The organism is Candidatus Hydrogenedentota bacterium (assembly GCA_016791475.1).
In the GTDB taxonomy this organism is placed as follows: Bacteria; Hydrogenedentota; Hydrogenedentia; order Hydrogenedentales; family JAEUWI01; genus JAEUWI01.
This window is the reverse complement of record JAEUWI010000009.1, coordinates 43,193-59,430: the sequence shown is the minus strand read 5'-3', so window position 1 is coordinate 59,430 and position 16,238 is coordinate 43,193. Positions and strand designations below refer to the sequence as shown.

The following is a 16,238-nucleotide window of genomic DNA, read 5'->3' as shown; positions in this document are numbered from 1 at the left end:
CTAACGCGTAGCATCGTCTGTAGCTCTTTGCGCCTCTGCGTCTTTGCGTGCCCGAACTTCTGGAGTTCACGCCATGACGCTATCGCAAAAGGGAAGAGCGCTAATTGCTTACAGCCTCATAGGTGAGTATTCCGGCGACTGGTGCGGTGGCTAAGGTAATGCTGATATCGGCGTTGCCGCTCTCATTTGCGGTGATGCGCGTCACGTCCCCGGAGTCCGCGTTGGCCAATTTGTACTCCGTCCCAGGCGTCAATCCGTGCAGCGTACAAGTCAGTGTACCCTCCTTGCAATCCTGCCGTCGGAAGGCCTGCACGGCCCCTTGGTCTCTTTCCGGGTCATGATATTGCCAAGCCATCCAAGCGTCGTTTTGCGTCGTGTACGGCGTGAGAGGGTAGAAGTCCTTGCGCGAGAGGGGGGCGATGGCCTTGCACTCTTCCAGGGCCTTGCGGGCGGCGTCCCATACGGCCGGGTCTTTGGAGAAATAGTCCACGGCGAAGGTGAAGTGGGACCCGTAGCCGGAGCGGCATTCGTATGGGCCGGTGCTGGCGGCGCCGATGCCGGTGATGGGGAGCCATTGGGCGAGGCCGTAGGTGTGGCATTGCTGGCCGGTCGGGTCCCAGAGGTAGTCGGAGCGGGTGAGGATGAGGGCGCGCTTGAGCATTTCCAGGTCGATGCGCCGTCCGCCGCTGGCGCAGGTGTCGAGGAGGAGCTGGGGGTGCTGCGCGCGGAGGGTGTCGAAGTATTGATAGAGGGCGGTCACGTACTTGATCTCGTTGATGCCCTGGCGATCGGGCGCTTCGTTGGCGCGCCAGTAGTAGGAGGGGTACATGTTGAAATCGTTGCGGTAGGCGTCGATGCCGACCTCGGTGATGGCGTCGGAGACGGTCTTCGTGACCCATTTCGCGGCATCGGGCCTGCCGAGGTCGAGGAGGTGGAATTTGTCGTTGTACTGATACATCAGATCGGCGGGGAAGTCGCTGGGCGGCTGGATGAGCCAATCGTGGTGCTCGTTGAAGAGGAAGGTGTCGGTCATGACGCGCTCCGGCTCGAACCAGAGGAGGAACTTCAGACCCGCCTCGTGGGCCGCGTCGGCCACGGGCTTCATCCCATTGGGGAAGCGCTCGGGATCGGGGGTGAAGTTCCCCACGCCCCGGGCCCAGTTTTTCTGCGGGGACACGAACCAGCCCGCGTCGATCCAGAAGTGGTCCACGGGAAGCTTCTGCGCCGCGATGTTGCGGATGGCCTCGACACAATTCGCCTCGGTCGTGCCTTCGAAGGGGATGACGGCGTGGGGCGACGCGGCCAACAGGGGTGCGGCAGGCGCGCCGTCGTATTGGGGCACGATGTGCTCCAGGAGGAGCCTGCGGAATTTGTTCTGGCCCACCATACGGTCCGTGCCGGTCCAGGGCATGAGGAGGACGGACGGCGTGCGCACCGATTCGCCCGGAAGGAGCTTGAAATGGGCCTGCTCGAAGCCCGCCTGAATCTGGACGCCCGCGTCGGTGCGGTTGAATGACGCTGTCCATTGTCCCGTCCAGCCAATGGCGACCATCAGTCCGCCGTCGGGCCCGGCGAGGTTGAAGAAGGGCAGAACGCCGTCCGAGGAGCGTCCGCCGAAGGGCGTGAAGACGGCGGGCGTACCGGATTCCAGGGGCGTGGACTTCGGCTGGAAGTCCGTGATGATGGCGTGGCTGCCCTCGGCGTGGTGGAGGGTGATGGGGGCGGCCCCGGCGTCCTTCCAGGCAAAATCGGCCACGTGGATGTTTTCGAGGATGGGCGTGTCCGCGCTGCCGTGGTTGGTGAGGTGGAGCACCCACTCGATGGCGTCGAAGTCGGTATAGCGCGTGATCTCAAGGCGCACTTCCAGGCCCGTCGCAGGGTCGGTCCACTGGGTGCTTCGCTGCTGGCGGTCGGCCGGGAGATCCGCGTTGGCTTTGTGAGCAACAACCCAGGTGTCGGGGAAGGTGCCGGCGTGGGTTTCGCCGCCGTAAGTCACGGAGAAGGGGGCGGTACTCTTGCCAGGGAAGTCATTCAGATCCGTTGCGTGGGACGAACTGGCTACCATGCAGAGCGTCGCGACGAGGTGAAAGAGGTCTCGAAACATGGGAAGGCTCCAAAGGGTGATATGGTGCGCGGTGTTATCGGAATTTGCCGCGAAAAAACGCACATTGCACAAAGAGTAGCATCTTTGGCGTATGACAGTCTGCTTCAATAGCGTTTCCGCGAATTTCCGTACCTTCTTCCTGCGGTCGAGGATAAGAGTTGACCACGGAAGGGCACGGAAATACACGGAAGGGGGTCCGTTCGAATATGACTGGCCGCGGCAACTGGCGACGTCCCATCGCTACGCCAGTAACCAACTGAGCAACTACACGCTGTCAGTTTCACTATCGAGGGCATTTAGAGCGGCTTGCAGGGCCACTACGACGTTGATGTTGTCATTCTGATGTGCCACAAGCCGCCGTCTTATTTCCGGGGTTGAAGCGGGATCGGCAAGGGCGGCGAGGGCATGCCCGGCGGCTTGCCGGACCGCGACGTGGGGGTCGTCAAGCATGGGCAGCAACCTTGCCGAAATGCTCGGATTCCCAGAACGACCGAGCACCTTACATGCCGTTTCGCGAAGGAAATGGTCGTTGGATTCAAGCCGTCCAACCATTTCTTTGTACAAATCGGGATCTTGGCGCGATAGTAGTGCTTCGCAGACGTCGGCCCCAAGGCCCCTGTGGGATAATGTGTCCAACGTATCCAATAGTACCCGCAGGGGGGTGTCTGGACGCTTGACCAGCGCCTGGGCAGCGCGAAGTCTGACGTCTGGGTTCGCCGAGTTGTAGAGGGCGAGCCAATTGGCAAGCGGAGAGCGAGAGGCTTTGGCACTGGTCGGTCGCATGCGCCAAGAACAACCCTGTGCCAATAGACGCATCGCCGTCCGCATGGACCTCATCCCGCGATGCCCGTTACCACAGTGTGGGCTTGCTTGGCGCGGCTGGGCTTGTGCGTGACTTTGATTTCGACGTTGAGGTCCAGAGCGTTCAGGCAGCGCAACAGTCGCTCCATGGTAAAGCCTTTGAGCTTGCCGTGAATGATTGCGGAGACCTTGGCCTGGTCGACGCCCATGAGTTCGCCCGCCTCACGTTGGCTGATGCCTTTGGATTCGATGGCATCCTGAATGTACATAGCCAACATGGATTTCGCCATGGCTTGGTCCGGATTTCGTACGCCAAAGTCACGAAACGGATTCTCGGTGCATTTGAACTCCTTGATCGTCTCTTCTGCGGCCATATCGTTAATTCCAACATGAGTTTCGTTACTCAGAAAACTGAGTTGAATTCGTACACTCGAAAACCCATACACTCGCTACGGTCAGAGTCCTTTATGCTTTCTCCAGCCACTCGACATCCGCAAGGTCCTGCTTTCTACCCGATGCACGTTTGTTCTGAATCAAATAGGCTTTCGATAGCACCGTGACGGGAACTCCGGCGAATGTGGCAAGCACACGAGCATCCCAAGCTTCGTCAAATGTCACCCCATCGATCCGAGTCAGTATATCAATGCGCAGCGGTTCCACGCCGATCTGAAATGTGATGCCCGGTTCTGAAAGGTCGGACTCGCTCAGGTCGAGCAACGGCGCGCCGAAACTTCGCAGGGCCTTCAATACACGCCGTGCGTTGGCTGGATCAGTACGCACCCATACATCGAGGTCTTTGGTGGCCCGGATATGCCCGTGGGCGGCCAGTGCATGGGCTCCCACGACGAGGTACTCAACGCTCTGGGCGTTGAATTCGGACAACAGATCGCTGAAGTCTTGGTTCACCATCAATGCCCCCGTTCCAGGCCAGACAAGCCAGCGTCAATGTCCATACAGCTTCCATGCGTTCCCCCGGTGTTGAGGGGGCTGGCTGCGGCTCGTCCTGCGGCGTTGCGCCGGGGCGAATTACCCGGCTGGTGCAGATTCGATTGGTTGGGATTGAGGTCATTGCGTGTTGCTATCCTTCATTGAATACACTCGGGCCTGGCGTTAACCACAGTCGATCCCGCACGCCATTGTACACCTTTTTCTCACCATTTTGCGCAACAGAAAAACCCCATCCAGTCCTATGGCAACCGCAGCAAATTCGGCTTCGACCACCGAATCTTCGAGGCCCAGACCGCGCCGGTGGCGCCGTGTTTTTCCGGCTCACCGGACTTGTGCATGCCTTCGGCGTCGGTGATCCAGGTCTCGTGCGGGTTGACGGTGACCACGCCGAAATTGCCGAGCATGGCGCCGCGTTCCGGGATGACGATTTGTTCCGTGGCGCGAATCAGGCACATGCGTTCGGTGTCCACCTGGCTCATGAACAGGGGCGCGCGGTGGCGCAGGATGTGGTCGTTGTTCGCGCCTTTGCGCGTGTAGACGAGGAACAGCGCGTCGCTGTGGGTGACCCAGTGGGCCTGGGTGTTGTAGCTGCCGATCTCTTCGCCATCGTCGAAGGTCCAGGGGCGGATGGGCTCGAAGTTGAGGCCGTCCCCGCCGCGAGAAACGTAGGCGCGATCGTCGTTGCGCAGCGTGAGGTAGTACTTCCCCCGGAAGCGCGTGAGCGACGGTTCGTACGCGCCGCGCGGCGTCTCGACACGCAGTGGCGCACCATGTTCTATATAAGTCATGGCGTTGCCATCGAAACGAAGCCGCATCACGGCGCTTGCGTAGACGTTGCTTCCCCTCTCCTTGAAGTAGAATGGAACGAGCAGGTCGCCGCTGTCGTCCACCAGCCACTGTCCGCAGCCGTTGCCGCTGTTATAGAACTCGGGCACATCGGGCATGTTGATCGTCTGCCACGCGCGCCAGGTGCCCGCCTCGGCGTCATAGACCGACCACGCCGTTTCGCGGGGGCGCGGGTCTTTCATCAGTTTGCCACCCTGGTAGCGCACGGTATGTCCAAAGCCGAGGAGCTTCCCGGTCTGCGGGTGCCAGCCGGGGGTGAAGTCACAAACACCGACCGTGGCTTGATCGTCTTCCCGGCGCATGGCGAGCGCCTCGACCACGACCGGCGGGGTCCACGAGCGCCCGAGGTCCACCGACTGGACCATGCTCAGGCCCGAGAAATAGTCCGAAACGTTGACCTGCCAGCGCTGCATCGTCAAGAGGACGGTGGGGTCGCCATTGGCATTGGGCAGGATGCCGGCGCGGGGGTGAAACCAGCACTTTTCCCCATCAAAATCCTCGATAACTGTAGTTAAATCAATGGTATAGGTCAGGCCATCGCTACCCGAAACGGCATGGGGGCCGGGCGACGGCAGCGGGCCAGCAGCGAGGAGGAGGAGGCAGGCAAGCACGGAGAAGGTGTTCATAGAGGCAGCTCCAAACCCGGTTCATACACCATTGGATGGTAGGCCGGGATGGCGCTCCGGGTCAACGGGAAACGACCGAGAAAAGAAAAGCTGCGTGAAACTTGACATGACCACCGCATAAAAGGGATAATACACGTCTTGCCCCGAAGTCCCCTGAACCTGCAGGCAAAGTTAATGCCCTTGGAAAGAACAAGGGTGTTGACAAAGCCAGCAAATTTTGCTATGCTTCTGGGCCGTTGTCTGGGCGGAGTTCTTCTGTCCGCACAATCCGTTTCCCAATGAGGAGTAGTCGTTTTGCCTACAATTAATCAACTGGTACGAAACTGTCGCAAGACGAAGGTTTCGAAGACAAAGTCACCGGCCCTGAAAGCTTGTCCGCAGGCTTCGGGGACATGCACTCGTGTCTACACCATGACGCCGAAGAAACCAAACTCGGCGTTGCGGAAAGTGGCCCGTGTGCGCCTGAAAAACGGCATGGAAGTGACTGTGTATATTCCGGGCATTGGCCATAACCTGCAGGAACACTCGCAGGTTATGATCCGTGGCGGCCGTGTGAAAGACCTTCCCGGCGTTCGCTATCACCTGATCCGTGGCGTTCTGGATTCCCAGGGCGACTGCGGCGGTACCGCGAGCGTCAAGATGGATGGTGGTAAAGAAATTCACGCTGGTCGCTGGGTTAGCCGCTCGAAATATGGCGTTAAAAGGCCCAAGCGATAATTTTCGTCTGTATTTACGAGTAGCTAGAAGCTAATGGAACGATAATAAAATGGCTCGACGGAGAGAAATTCAAAAACGGGAAATCCTGCCTGATCCGAAGTTTGGCAGCATCACGCTCAGCAAGTTCATCAATGCCGTAATGGTTGATGGCAAGAAGAGCGTGGCCGAATCCATCGTCTATGGCGCACTGGATTTGGTAAAGGCCAAACTGCCCTCGGAAGATCCTCTGTCTGTCTTCAACACGGCCATCGACAACGCGAAGCCCCTGCTTCACGTCAAGTCCCGCCGTGTTGGCGGTGCGACGTATCAGGTCCCTGTGGAGATCGCGCCCGCGACCCGCACGGCCATCGCATTCCGCTGGATGATCGAATTCTCCCGCAAGCGCGGCGAGAAGACGATGCGCGAGCGTCTCGCGGGTGAGCTTCTGGATGCCTACGGGCGTCAGGGTACCACCATCAAGCGGAAAGAAGATACGCACCGTATGGCGGAAGCCAACAAAGCGTTTGCCCATTTCCGATTCTAGTTTCGTGGTTCGAGGTTGCGCCGTGTCCTTGTGACATGTCGTCCGACCCGGGCCCTCGTAGGAGAATTGCCAGTCTTGCGCCCTGTCTTTCCGTAGGCGGGGTGACGGGCTGTGTTGTGTGTGCCTGACGCCCGGTATGGGCGTATTCAGGGTTTGCGCAGACAGATGCGCAGCGCACACGAGGCGTTTTACAGCTAATTTAAGAGGAATATATTGTGGCTCGTTCACTTCCCCTGGACAAAGTTCGGAATATCGGCATCATGGCGCACATTGACGCGGGTAAGACCACCGTCACCGAGCGCGTGCTGTTCTACTCCGGTCGCGTGCACCGCGTGGGCGAAGTGCACGACGGCGCCGCGACCATGGATTACATGGCCCAGGAACGCGAACGCGGCATCACCATTACGTCGGCCGCAACGGCGTGCGAATGGAAGGGCCACAAGATCAATATCATCGACACCCCGGGCCACGTGGACTTCACCGCCGAAGTGGAGCGCTCCCTGCGCGTGCTCGACGGCGCGGTGGCCGTGTTCTGCGCGGTGGCGGGCGTGCAGCCCCAGTCCGAAACGGTGTGGCGCCAGGCCGACCGCTACCACGTTCCCCGTATCGCCTTCATCAACAAGATGGACCGCGTGGGCGCGAACTTCGAAAAAGCCATCAAGACCATGAAGGACCGTCTGGGCGCCAACCCGATTCCGGTTCAGCTCCCCATCGGTTCCGAAGACCAGTTCAACGGCGTGATTGACCTCGTGACCATGAAGGCCTTCACCTGGAAGGGTGAGGGCGCCGCCACCGAACAGGTCGAAATCCCGATTCCCGCGGAGCTTCAGGAACAGGCCGAGGAATGGCGTCATACCCTGGTGGAAGCGGCTGCGGAAGCGGACGAGGCCCTCATGGAAAAGTACTTCGCCGAGGAAGAGCTGACCATCGAAGAAATTCAGGCCGGCATCCGCAAGGGCACTCTCCACGGCGCTTTTACGCCCGTTATGGCCGGTACGGCCCTGCGCAGCAAGGGCGTGCGCCTCATGCTCGACAATGTCGTGGCCTACCTTCCCTCCCCCGTGGATGTGGATGAGATCGTCGGCGCGGAACCCCACCACCCCGAAAACCGGATGGTCCGCAAGCCCTCCGACGACGAATCCTTCTCGGCCCTTGCCTTCAAGATCATCACCGACCCCCACGTTGGCCGTCTTACCTTCATCCGCGTGTACTCCGGTGTTCTGAAGGCGGGCGACCAGGTGATCAACGTGCGCACGGGCAAGCGCGAGCGCCTCGGCCGCCTGCTGGAAATGCACGCGAACGAACGCTCCGACCTTCAGGAGCTGCGCGCGGGTGACATCGGCGCGGTAATCGGCTGCAAGAACACGACCACCGGCGACACCCTGTGCGATGAAAAGAATCCCATCGCTCTGATGAAGGTGGACTTCCCCGAGCCCGTGGTGCACATCGCCATCGAGCCCAAGACCAAGGCCGATCAGGACAAGATGTCCGACTCGCTGGTCAAGCTGGCCGAAGAAGATCCGACCTTCCGCGTTTACAGCGACGAAGAAACCGGCCAGACCATCATCGCCGGCATGGGCGAGCTTCACCTCGACATCATCGTCGACCGCATGAAGCGCGAGTTCAAGGTCGAAGCCAACGTGGGCAAGCCCATGGTGGCCTACCGCGAATCCATCCGCAAGGAAGCCGAAGCCGAATGCAAGTTCGTCCGCCAGTCCGGCGGTCGCGGTCAGTACGGCCACGTGGTCCTTACCCTGGGACCCGGCGAGCCGAACTCCGGCTTCACCTTTGAAAACAAGGTGGTGGGCGGCGTGATCCCCAAGGAATACATTCCCGCGGTGGAAAAAGGCTGCAAGGAAGCGGTGGAATCCGGCGTTATCTCCGGCTACCCCATGGTGGACGTGAAGGTAACCCTTACCTTCGGCTCGTTCCACGAAGTGGACTCCTCCGAAATGGCCTTCCAGATCGCCGGGTCCATGGCCCTGAAGCAGGCCGCCCCCAAGGCGTCCCCCGTGCTGCTTGAGCCGGTGATGAAGGTGGAAGTGATTACCCCCGACGAATACACCGGCGACGTGATCGGCGACTTCAACAGCCGCCGCGGCCGCCTCGAAGGTATGGAAAGCGAAAGCACGACCCAGACGATCAAGGCCTATGTGCCCCTTGCGGAAATGTTCGGCTACGCCAACACCCTCCGTTCGCGCACCCAGGGCCGCGCTTCCTACAGCATGGAATTTGCGAGCTACGAACCCGCGCCCACCAGCGTGGCCAACGAAATCATGGAAAAGGCTGGCAACAGCTTCCGGTTCTAATATCCGGCACTGCGTTACCGAAGACCGTAAATTTGGAATCGCCGCGACAACCCCGCGGCAGCCGTAAAGAAGGAGAAACGAAGACATGGCGAAGGCAAAATTCGAGCGCAACAAGCCGCACGTGAACGTGGGCACCATCGGTCACGTTGACCATGGCAAGACGACGCTTACGAGCGCCATCACCAAGGTGCTTTCCAAGACCGGCGGCGCCACCGCCATGAACTTCGCGGACATCGACAAGGCTCCGGAAGAAAAAGAACGCGGCATCACGATCTCCATCGCGCACGTGGAATACCAGACGGAAAACCGTCACTACGCGCACGTGGACTGCCCCGGCCACGCGGACTACGTGAAGAACATGATCACCGGCGCCGCCCAGATGGACGGCGCGATCCTGGTGGTCGCGGCCAACGACGGCCCCATGTCCCAGACGCGCGAGCACATCCTGCTGGCCCGCCAGGTGAACGTGCCCGCCATCGTGGTCTTCATGAACAAGGTGGACATGGTGGACGACCCCGAGCTGCTCGACCTGGTCGAAATGGAGCTCCGCGAACTCCTCAGCAAATATGAATTCCCCGGCGACGACACGCCGATCACCATGGGTTCGGCCCTGGCCGCCATGGAAGACCGCGATCCGGAAATCGGCGCGAACAAGATTCTTGAACTCATGCGCTCCGTGGACGAGTTCATCCCCACGCCCAAGCGCGACCTGGACAAGCCCTTCCTGATGGCCGTCGAAGACGTGTTCACCATCACCGGTCGCGGCACCGTGGCCACGGGCAAAATCGACCAGGGTATCGTCAAGGTTGGCGACAAGGTCGAAATCCTGGGTATCAAGGACAAGATCGACACGACGGTAACGGGTGTTGAAATGTTCCGCAAGCTGATGGACGAAGGCCAGGCGGGCGACAACGTGGGTCTGCTGCTGCGCGGCGTGAACCGCGACGACATCGAGCGCGGCCAGGTTATCGCGAAGCCGGGCTCCATCACGCCCCACACGCAGTTTGAAGGCGAAGTTTACGTGCTGACGAAAGAAGAAGGCGGCCGTCACACGCCCTTCTTCACCGGCTACCGCCCCCAGTTCTACTTCCGCACGACGGACGTGACCGGCAAGCTGGACCTTCCCGAAGGCGTGGAAATGGTCATGCCCGGCGACAACGTGACGATCAAGGCCGAACTTATTGCGCCCATCGCCATGACCGAAGAGCTCCGCTTCGCCATCCGCGAAGGCGGCCGCACCGTTGGTGCGGGTGTCGTTACCAAGATCATTAAGTAGACCCTCCGCGGTCCACAACCAGTGGGTATAGTTGCATGAGAGAGAAAATAACGATACAATGCACCGAGTGCAAGCGCCGTAATTACACCGGCATGCGTGACAAGCGCAAGCATCCCGAGCGCCTCGAACTGAAGAAATACTGCAAGTTCGACCGCAAGCACACCCTGCACCGGGAAACGCGCTAATCCAACTCGATCTTTACCATCCTTACCCCGGATGGTACTGCAGGCCTGTAACACAATGGCTAGTGTAGCGGCCTCCAAAGCCGAAGGTTGGGGGTTCGAGTCCCTCCAGGCCTGCCATTTAAGTTTTTTCGTACGACGCAAAGGTTATTCATGGCGACAGCAACAGAACAACAGAAACCGGGTCTCATCGCGCGGATTCAGAGTTTTTACGCCGACGTGCTGGTGGAGATGGGCAAGGTGACATGGCCCACGCTCGATGACCTCAAGGTGTCCACCAAGGTGACCATGTTCCTCCTGCTGGCCATGGCTGCGGTCGTATTCCTGTTTGACAAAGTGTTCGAGCAGTTTGTGCTCCTGTTGTTTGCAATTTCGGGATAATGGAGGCCGCACCGTGACCGACAAGCCCCTCGCAGACATCGAAGACGCGAATGTGCTCGACGATGGTGATGACGATGATGTTTCCGGCATCCGGTTGAAGCCCGTCCCGCAGGACGGCATCCGGCGGCGCTGGTATGCCCTGCACGCCCACTCCGGTCAGGAGGCGAACGTGCAGAATATGCTCATCGCCGCCGCCGAGCAGGAAGGCCTTTCCGACCTGATCTCGAACGTGCTCGTCCCGATGGAAGAGAACACCGACCTTCGGCCCGGCACCAAGGCCAGCCCGAGCCGGAAGTCCTATCCGGGATACGTTCTCGTGCAGCTTCCCGAGCACCCGGAAAACTACGCCGAGCTCTGGCACCTCATCAAGGAAACGCCCGGCGTCACCGGTTTCATCGGGTCCCGCACCCTGCCGGTGCCCCTCGAAGACTCGGAAATCGCCGAGATCGTTGAGGTGAGCCGCGGCGAAAAAGCCCGTCCCAAGCCGAAAGTCGAGTTCGACGAAGGTGAACGGGTCAAGATTATTGACGGTTCCTTCGCGAACTTCATCGGCAAGATCGACGAGATCAACGCCGAGCGCGGTAACATGAAGGTTATGGTAGAGATTTTTGAGCGCCTGACCAGTGTGGAAGTCGAATTCTGGCAGGTGGAGCGAGTCTAGGGTACCGGGCGCAAGCCAACAACACCTGGTGCTGCCCATGCTGGAATACAACGGAATCCAGTTCGAGGCTCTTGAGCACCAAATCACTAAGAATGGAGCGTTAATGCCATGGCGGCAAAACCTATAAAAGCCATCGTAAAGTTGCAGGTCAACGCCGGTGCGGCCAACCCCGCACCCCCCGTGGGTCCGGCCCTCGGCCAACATGGCGTAAACATCATGGACTTCTGCAACCAGTTCAACGAACGCACGCGCGAGCAGTCCGGGATGGTCATCCCCGTCGTCATCACCATCTATGACGACCGCAGCATCAGCTTCATCACCAAGACGCCGCCCGCGGCCGTTCTGCTGAAAAAAGCCGCCAAGCTCGCCTCCGCGTCCGGCCAGCCCAACAAGGTCAAAGTCGGCACCGTCACCGCCGCCCAGATCGAGGAAATCGCCACCATCAAAATGCCCGATCTGAACGCATCCGGCATCGAGTCGGCCAAAAGCATGATCGCGGGCACCGCCCGCAGCATGGGCCTTCTCGTCGAAGGATAAGTTCCGCTCATGTAAAACCGTTCTTTTGCACCGTCTCGGAATCACCGAGACGGTGTTGTTCTTAAACGATAGTGAATGCCAACAGTGGGAGAAGCCCCGGCTTCGCATGCACCACGGGAGAATTCATCATGGCAAAGCTCAGCAAGCGCCGCAAGGCCCTCGAAGGCAAAATCGACCCCAACCGCCTCCACGGCATCGAAGAAGCCGCCGAAAAGGCCAAGGAATGCGCCACCGCCAAGTTTGACGAGAGCGTCGACCTCGCCTTCCTCCTCGGCGTCGATCCCCGCCACGCGGACCAGATGGTCCGTGGCTCCGTGTCCCTGCCCCACGGCACCGGCAAAGTCGCCCGCGTCGTCGTCTTCTGCAAGCAGGCCGACCAGATCGCGGCGGCAAAGGAAGCCGGTGCGGAAGCCGTCGGCGCCGAAGACCTCGTCCAGCGCGTTCAGGACGGCTGGACGGATTTCGACAGCGCCGTCGCCTCCCCCGACATGATGGCCCTCGTCGGTCGCCTCGGCAAAGTCCTCGGACCCCGCGGCCTGATGCCCAGCCCCAAGGCCGGCACCGTCACGCCGAATGTCGGTCAGGCCGTCACGGACATCAAGAAGGGTAAGATCGAGTTCCGCGTCGACAAGAACGCGAACATCCACGTTCCCGTGGGCCGTGCTTCCTTCACCAAAGAGCAGCTCAAGGAAAACGCCGTCGAAGTCATCCGCGCCATCATCAAGGCGAAGCCGTCGGCGTGCAAAGGCATCTACCTCAGAGGCTGCTGCATGAGCACCACCATGGGACCCGGCGTGCGTCTCGATGTGGCCTCTCTCGCTTCCCAGTTGACCTGAGCACCCGCAAGCAGCCCCCAGGGCCAATTAAGGAGACCACCGTGAGCCAGGAAGATCGCATGCTTTTCACCTCTGAATCAGTCAGTGAAGGCCACCCCGACAAGGTCGCGGACAACGTGTCGGATGCTATCCTGGATGCCATGCTGGCCCAGGATCCCATGAGCCGCGTGGCCTGTGAGACCCTCGTGACCACCGGGATCTGCATGGTCGCGGGCGAAATTACGTCCAAAGCCCAGGTGGATATCCCGCGCATCGTGCGCGACACCATTCTCGACATCGGGTACCACGGTGGCGACTCCGGCTTCGATGGCGCGTCCTGCGCCGTCATGGTCTCCCTCGACAAGCAGTCGCCCGACATCGCCCAGGGCGTGAACGAAGGCGAAGGTCTGGACAAGGAGCAGGGCGCCGGCGATCAGGGCATGATGTTCGGCTATGCGTCGAATGAAACCCCCGAGCTGATGCCCCTGCCCGTCTCGCTCTCCCACAAAATCCTGGGCCACATCACAAAGCTGCGCAAGACCGGAGCCATCAAGTGGCTTCAGCCCGACGCAAAGTCCCAGGTGACCGTGGAGTACATCGACAACGTTCCCGTTCGCATCGACACCATCGTGGTTTCCAACCAGCACTCTCCGGAAGTTACCCACGACGAGATCCGCGAGACCCTGATCAAAGAGATCGCTTCCATTCTCCCGCAGGAGTATGTGAAAGGCGAAATCAAGTACCACATCAACCCCACCGGCCGCTTCGTTATCGGCGGCCCCGTCGGCGATTGCGGTCTGACCGGTCGCAAGATCATCGTCGATACCTACGGCGGTATGGGACGCCACGGAGGCGGCGCCTTCAGCGGTAAGGACCCGTCCAAGGTGGACCGCAGCGCGGCCTACATGGCGCGCTACATCGCCAAGAACGTCGTGGCCGCCGGCCTCGCTGATCGCTGCGAAGTGCAGTTGGCCTACGCCATCGGCGTCGCCGAACCGGTATCCGTCCACGCCACCACTTTCGGTACCGGCAAGATGAAGGACAGCGAATTGAGCGCGCTGCTGAAGGACCACTTCGACTGCCGCCCCGCCGCCATCATCAAGACCCTCGACCTTCGCCGTCCCCAGTTCCGCAAGACCGCGGCCCTGGGTCACTTCGGTCGCGAAGATCAGGGCTTCCGCTGGGAAGAGACCGATCAGGCGGCCGCCTTGAAGCAAAAGGCGGGGATCTAATATTCCGCGCATGATCGTCCACGATTGAATTCACCCAGGCCATCTGACACACTCACACGCGTCAGATGGCTTTTTTACATTCACGGGAGCTTTCCATGAAAGTACATGATTTCGCCCATCAGGTTGCGATGCGAACAATCGAACTCCTCGAAGAAAAGCAACACTACAAAGTCTCCGAAGAGCACCGAAAAGAGATCCTGAAGCTAATCCGCGGCGAAGTGGATATCCTGCTCGATCGCGCGACCTGACCTTCAGACAGGAGCCCCCCGTTTCATGCACAGTGCAGAATTGCTCTCACAATCCGCCGTCCTCTTCGGCACGGCGCTCATCGCCGCACTCGCGTTTCGATTTATCAAGGCGCCGTCCATTCTCGGCTTCCTCTGCACCGGCATACTCATCGGCCCCTCCGTACTGCACATGGTCAATGAAGAAGAGGTCGAGTCCTTCGCCGAGTTCGGTCTGGTGCTGCTGCTCTTCGTCATCGGCCTCGAGCTCTCCCCCCAGCACTTCCTCCACGCGGGGCGCCGACTCCTGGTCATGACGGCAATCCAACTTGTCGGCGTCGCGGTGGCCGCCCTCGCCTGCCTCACCCTGTTCACCGGCATGGGGGCCATTCCCGCCCTCCTCATGGGCATCGCCATCAGCCTCAGCAGTACCGCCATCGTATTGAAAACCCTCAGCGACCGCGACGAAATTCGCACCCCGGCGGGACACATCAGCACCGGTAACCTGCTCCTGCAGGACGTCTACGTCATCGTGCTCATGCTCCTCTTCCCCTTCTTCGCAAAATCCGGCGATTCCTCCGCAAGCGCCTCCATCATTCAGGCCCTCATCGGCCTCATTGCCATGGTCCTCGCCGTCGTCGCCGTCAGAATCGTCCTCCCCAAGGTCCTCTCGGGGCTCGGACGCTACGGCGGACCCGAACTGCTCACCCTCTTCGCCGTATTCATGGCCTTCGGCGGCGCCGCCTTTGCCGGCCTCGTCGGCTGGCCCCTCGCACTCGGCTCCTGCATGGCCGGGCTCCTCCTGGCCCAGGCCGATCAGCGCCACCAGCTCGTCGCCGAGATAACCCCCTTCCGCGACGTATTCAACGCCCTCTTCTTCATCTCACTCGGCATGCTCGTCGATATGCACTACGTGCTCGACCACTGGCTTGGCCTCCTCGGCATCGTCCTCGCCATCCTCGTCGCCAAGACGCTCATAAACACCGCCGCGGTCATCATCGCGGGCTGGCCCCTTCGCGTGGGCGTGCAGGCGGGCATCGGGCTCTGCACCGTAAGCGAATTCGGCTACGTCTTCGCCCGCGAGGCCAACAGCGCCCAACTCCTCGACGTGAAAATCCTCGACAGCCTCATCCCCATCATCGTGGGCACCATGATGGTCGGCGCGGCCCTCCTGCCCATGTCCGGAGCCATCAGCCGGTTCGCGGAAAACCTCCTCCGGCGCGGCGCAAAGGACGAGCAGGGCCCGGGCGGCGACGACGATGCCGTGCAGCGCGTCATCGTCGTGGGCTATGGCATCAACGGAAAGAACTTGTGCCGCGTCCTCAAGGCCACCCACATTCCCTGCTGCGTACTCGAAATGAATCCCATGCTCGCCCGCGAAGGTCGGGACAACGGGCAGGAGGTCTTCGTGGGGGACGGCACCCGCATGCGCATCCTCGCCGAGGCCGGCCTGGCCCAGGCGCGCGCCCTCGTGATCGCCGTAAACGATAGAAAAGCCACCCGCCGCATGGTGGCCCAGGCCCGCGTGCTGCGGCCCGATGTGCCCATCATCGTCCGCACGGACTATATCAATGAACTCGAGCCCCTCGTGTCCGCCGGCGCAACCACCGTGATTCCCGCCGATTTCGAAGTCTCCATCAAGCTCTTCGCCACCGTGCTGACAGAATTCCGCGTGCCGGACAACATCATCCAGGCCCAGATCGCCTCCGTCCGCGCCGGCGGCTACGGCCTCCTCAGAGACGAAACCGTCGAGCTGTCCAACAACATGCAGGAACTGCTCGAAGTCTTCCGGCTCACCGCCACCAAGACCTACTACATCGGCGAGGGCAGTGCCGCCGTTGGCAAGACGATCGCCGAGCTCAACCTGCGCGCACGCTCCGGGGTCACGATCATTGCGGTCGTCCGGGGCGGAAAGCCCAACACCAACCCCGCCGCCGCCTTCGAGCTTTCGCTGGGCGACGTGCTGGTACTGGTGGGGAGCCACGCCGAGCTGGATGCCGCCCAGGGCTGTCTGAACCCCACTGAAAAAGAAGCGACCGAAGTCGAGTAATACCCC

General features: G+C 60.7%; 17 protein-coding genes and 1 tRNA gene. 13 read left to right on the top strand and 5 right to left on the bottom strand.

What is annotated here, in order from left to right; genetic code table 11:
- Positions 1–100: 100 nt before the first annotated feature.
- From JNK74_06795 to JNK74_06775, 5 genes are all read right to left on the bottom strand, one after another.
- A complete protein-coding gene (locus JNK74_06795; protein ID MBL7645884.1) occupies positions 101–2,104 on the bottom strand; it encodes an alpha-galactosidase in 2,004 nt (667 codons plus the stop codon).
- Positions 2,105–2,368: 264 nt separating this feature from the next.
- Positions 2,369–2,668 (bottom strand): HEAT repeat domain-containing protein, encoded by a 300-nt coding sequence (locus JNK74_06790; protein ID MBL7645883.1) that lies wholly within the window; start codon positions 2,666–2,668, stop codon positions 2,369–2,371.
- Positions 2,669–2,937: 269 nt separating this feature from the next.
- Positions 2,938–3,279 carry an XRE family transcriptional regulator gene (locus tag JNK74_06785; protein ID MBL7645882.1) on the bottom strand — a complete coding sequence of 114 codons (342 nt, stop codon included), beginning with the start codon at positions 3,277–3,279 and terminating at the stop codon, positions 2,938–2,940.
- Between the two features lie 91 nt (positions 3,280–3,370).
- Entirely contained in the window at positions 3,371–3,814 is a 444-nt protein-coding gene (locus tag JNK74_06780; GenBank protein ID MBL7645881.1) for a hypothetical protein, read from the bottom strand.
- Positions 3,815–4,092: 278 nt separating this feature from the next.
- Entirely contained in the window at positions 4,093–5,325 is a 1,233-nt protein-coding gene (locus JNK74_06775; GenBank protein MBL7645880.1) for an exo-alpha-sialidase, read from the bottom strand.
- 294 nt (positions 5,326–5,619) lie between these two features.
- Between JNK74_06775 and JNK74_06770 the strand changes: the two genes are divergently transcribed.
- The 13 genes from JNK74_06770 to JNK74_06710 all read left to right on the top strand — a co-directional run bounded on the left by JNK74_06770 (position 5,620) and on the right by JNK74_06710 (position 16,232).
- Positions 5,620–6,042: a 30S ribosomal protein S12 gene (locus tag JNK74_06770; protein MBL7645879.1), complete on the top strand. Its 423-nt coding sequence runs from the start codon at positions 5,620–5,622 to the stop codon at positions 6,040–6,042.
- A 49-nt stretch (positions 6,043–6,091) separates the two neighbouring features.
- Entirely contained in the window at positions 6,092–6,565 is a 474-nt protein-coding gene (gene rpsG / locus JNK74_06765) for a 30S ribosomal protein S7 (protein MBL7645878.1), read from the top strand.
- A gap of 215 nt (positions 6,566–6,780) precedes the next feature.
- Positions 6,781–8,874 carry an elongation factor G gene (gene fusA / locus JNK74_06760; GenBank protein ID MBL7645877.1) on the top strand — a complete coding sequence of 698 codons (2,094 nt, stop codon included), beginning with the start codon at positions 6,781–6,783 and terminating at the stop codon, positions 8,872–8,874.
- 85 nt (positions 8,875–8,959) lie between these two features.
- Positions 8,960–10,150 carry an elongation factor Tu gene (gene tuf / locus JNK74_06755; GenBank protein MBL7645876.1) on the top strand — a complete coding sequence of 397 codons (1,191 nt, stop codon included), beginning with the start codon at positions 8,960–8,962 and terminating at the stop codon, positions 10,148–10,150.
- Positions 10,151–10,185: 35 nt separating this feature from the next.
- Positions 10,186–10,335 (top strand): 50S ribosomal protein L33, encoded by a 150-nt coding sequence (rpmG, locus tag JNK74_06750; protein MBL7645875.1) that lies wholly within the window; start codon positions 10,186–10,188, stop codon positions 10,333–10,335.
- A 41-nt stretch (positions 10,336–10,376) separates the two neighbouring features.
- Positions 10,377–10,452: transfer RNA gene (locus JNK74_06745), tRNA-Trp, on the top strand.
- A 33-nt stretch (positions 10,453–10,485) separates the two neighbouring features.
- On the top strand, positions 10,486–10,713 hold the full coding sequence (secE, locus tag JNK74_06740; GenBank protein ID MBL7645874.1) for a preprotein translocase subunit SecE: 228 nt from the start codon (positions 10,486–10,488) through the stop codon (positions 10,711–10,713).
- A gap of 13 nt (positions 10,714–10,726) precedes the next feature.
- Positions 10,727–11,374 carry a transcription termination/antitermination factor NusG gene (nusG, locus tag JNK74_06735; GenBank protein ID MBL7645873.1) on the top strand — a complete coding sequence of 216 codons (648 nt, stop codon included), beginning with the start codon at positions 10,727–10,729 and terminating at the stop codon, positions 11,372–11,374.
- A gap of 108 nt (positions 11,375–11,482) precedes the next feature.
- A complete protein-coding gene (gene rplK / locus JNK74_06730; protein ID MBL7645872.1) occupies positions 11,483–11,911 on the top strand; it encodes a 50S ribosomal protein L11 in 429 nt (142 codons plus the stop codon).
- 128 nt (positions 11,912–12,039) lie between these two features.
- Positions 12,040–12,747 carry a 50S ribosomal protein L1 gene (locus tag JNK74_06725; GenBank protein MBL7645871.1) on the top strand — a complete coding sequence of 236 codons (708 nt, stop codon included), beginning with the start codon at positions 12,040–12,042 and terminating at the stop codon, positions 12,745–12,747.
- Positions 12,748–12,806: 59 nt separating this feature from the next.
- Positions 12,807–13,958 (top strand): methionine adenosyltransferase, encoded by a 1,152-nt coding sequence (locus tag JNK74_06720; protein MBL7645870.1) that lies wholly within the window; start codon positions 12,807–12,809, stop codon positions 13,956–13,958.
- Between the two features lie 95 nt (positions 13,959–14,053).
- Positions 14,054–14,206: a hypothetical protein gene (locus JNK74_06715; GenBank protein MBL7645869.1), complete on the top strand. Its 153-nt coding sequence runs from the start codon at positions 14,054–14,056 to the stop codon at positions 14,204–14,206.
- A 25-nt stretch (positions 14,207–14,231) separates the two neighbouring features.
- Positions 14,232–16,232, top strand: coding sequence for a cation:proton antiporter (locus tag JNK74_06710; protein ID MBL7645868.1), 2,001 nt, complete (start codon positions 14,232–14,234; stop codon positions 16,230–16,232).
- The last annotated feature ends 6 nt before the right edge of the window (positions 16,233–16,238 follow it).

Excerpts from the sequence above, each read along its gene's own strand:
- JNK74_06795 (MBL7645884.1), bottom strand. The coding sequence starts at position 2,104 with ATGTTTCGAGACCTCTTTCACCTCGTCGCGACGCTCTGCATGGTAGCC.
- JNK74_06785 (MBL7645882.1), bottom strand. The coding sequence starts at position 3,279 with ATGGCCGCAGAAGAGACGATCAAGGAGTTCAAATGCACCGAGAATCCG.
- JNK74_06780 (MBL7645881.1), bottom strand. The coding sequence starts at position 3,814 with ATGGTGAACCAAGACTTCAGCGATCTGTTGTCCGAATTCAACGCCCAG.
- JNK74_06775 (MBL7645880.1), bottom strand. The coding sequence starts at position 5,325 with ATGAACACCTTCTCCGTGCTTGCCTGCCTCCTCCTCCTCGCTGCTGGC.
- rpsG (MBL7645878.1), top strand. The coding sequence starts at position 6,092 with ATGGCTCGACGGAGAGAAATTCAAAAACGGGAAATCCTGCCTGATCCG.
- tuf (MBL7645876.1), top strand. The coding sequence starts at position 8,960 with ATGGCGAAGGCAAAATTCGAGCGCAACAAGCCGCACGTGAACGTGGGC.
- rpmG (MBL7645875.1), top strand. The coding sequence starts at position 10,186 with ATGAGAGAGAAAATAACGATACAATGCACCGAGTGCAAGCGCCGTAAT.
- secE (MBL7645874.1), top strand. The coding sequence starts at position 10,486 with ATGGCGACAGCAACAGAACAACAGAAACCGGGTCTCATCGCGCGGATT.
- rplK (MBL7645872.1), top strand. The coding sequence starts at position 11,483 with ATGGCGGCAAAACCTATAAAAGCCATCGTAAAGTTGCAGGTCAACGCC.
- JNK74_06725 (MBL7645871.1), top strand. The coding sequence starts at position 12,040 with ATGGCAAAGCTCAGCAAGCGCCGCAAGGCCCTCGAAGGCAAAATCGAC.
- JNK74_06720 (MBL7645870.1), top strand. The coding sequence starts at position 12,807 with ATGCTTTTCACCTCTGAATCAGTCAGTGAAGGCCACCCCGACAAGGTC.
- JNK74_06715 (MBL7645869.1), top strand. The coding sequence starts at position 14,054 with ATGAAAGTACATGATTTCGCCCATCAGGTTGCGATGCGAACAATCGAA.
- JNK74_06710 (MBL7645868.1), top strand. The coding sequence starts at position 14,232 with ATGCACAGTGCAGAATTGCTCTCACAATCCGCCGTCCTCTTCGGCACG.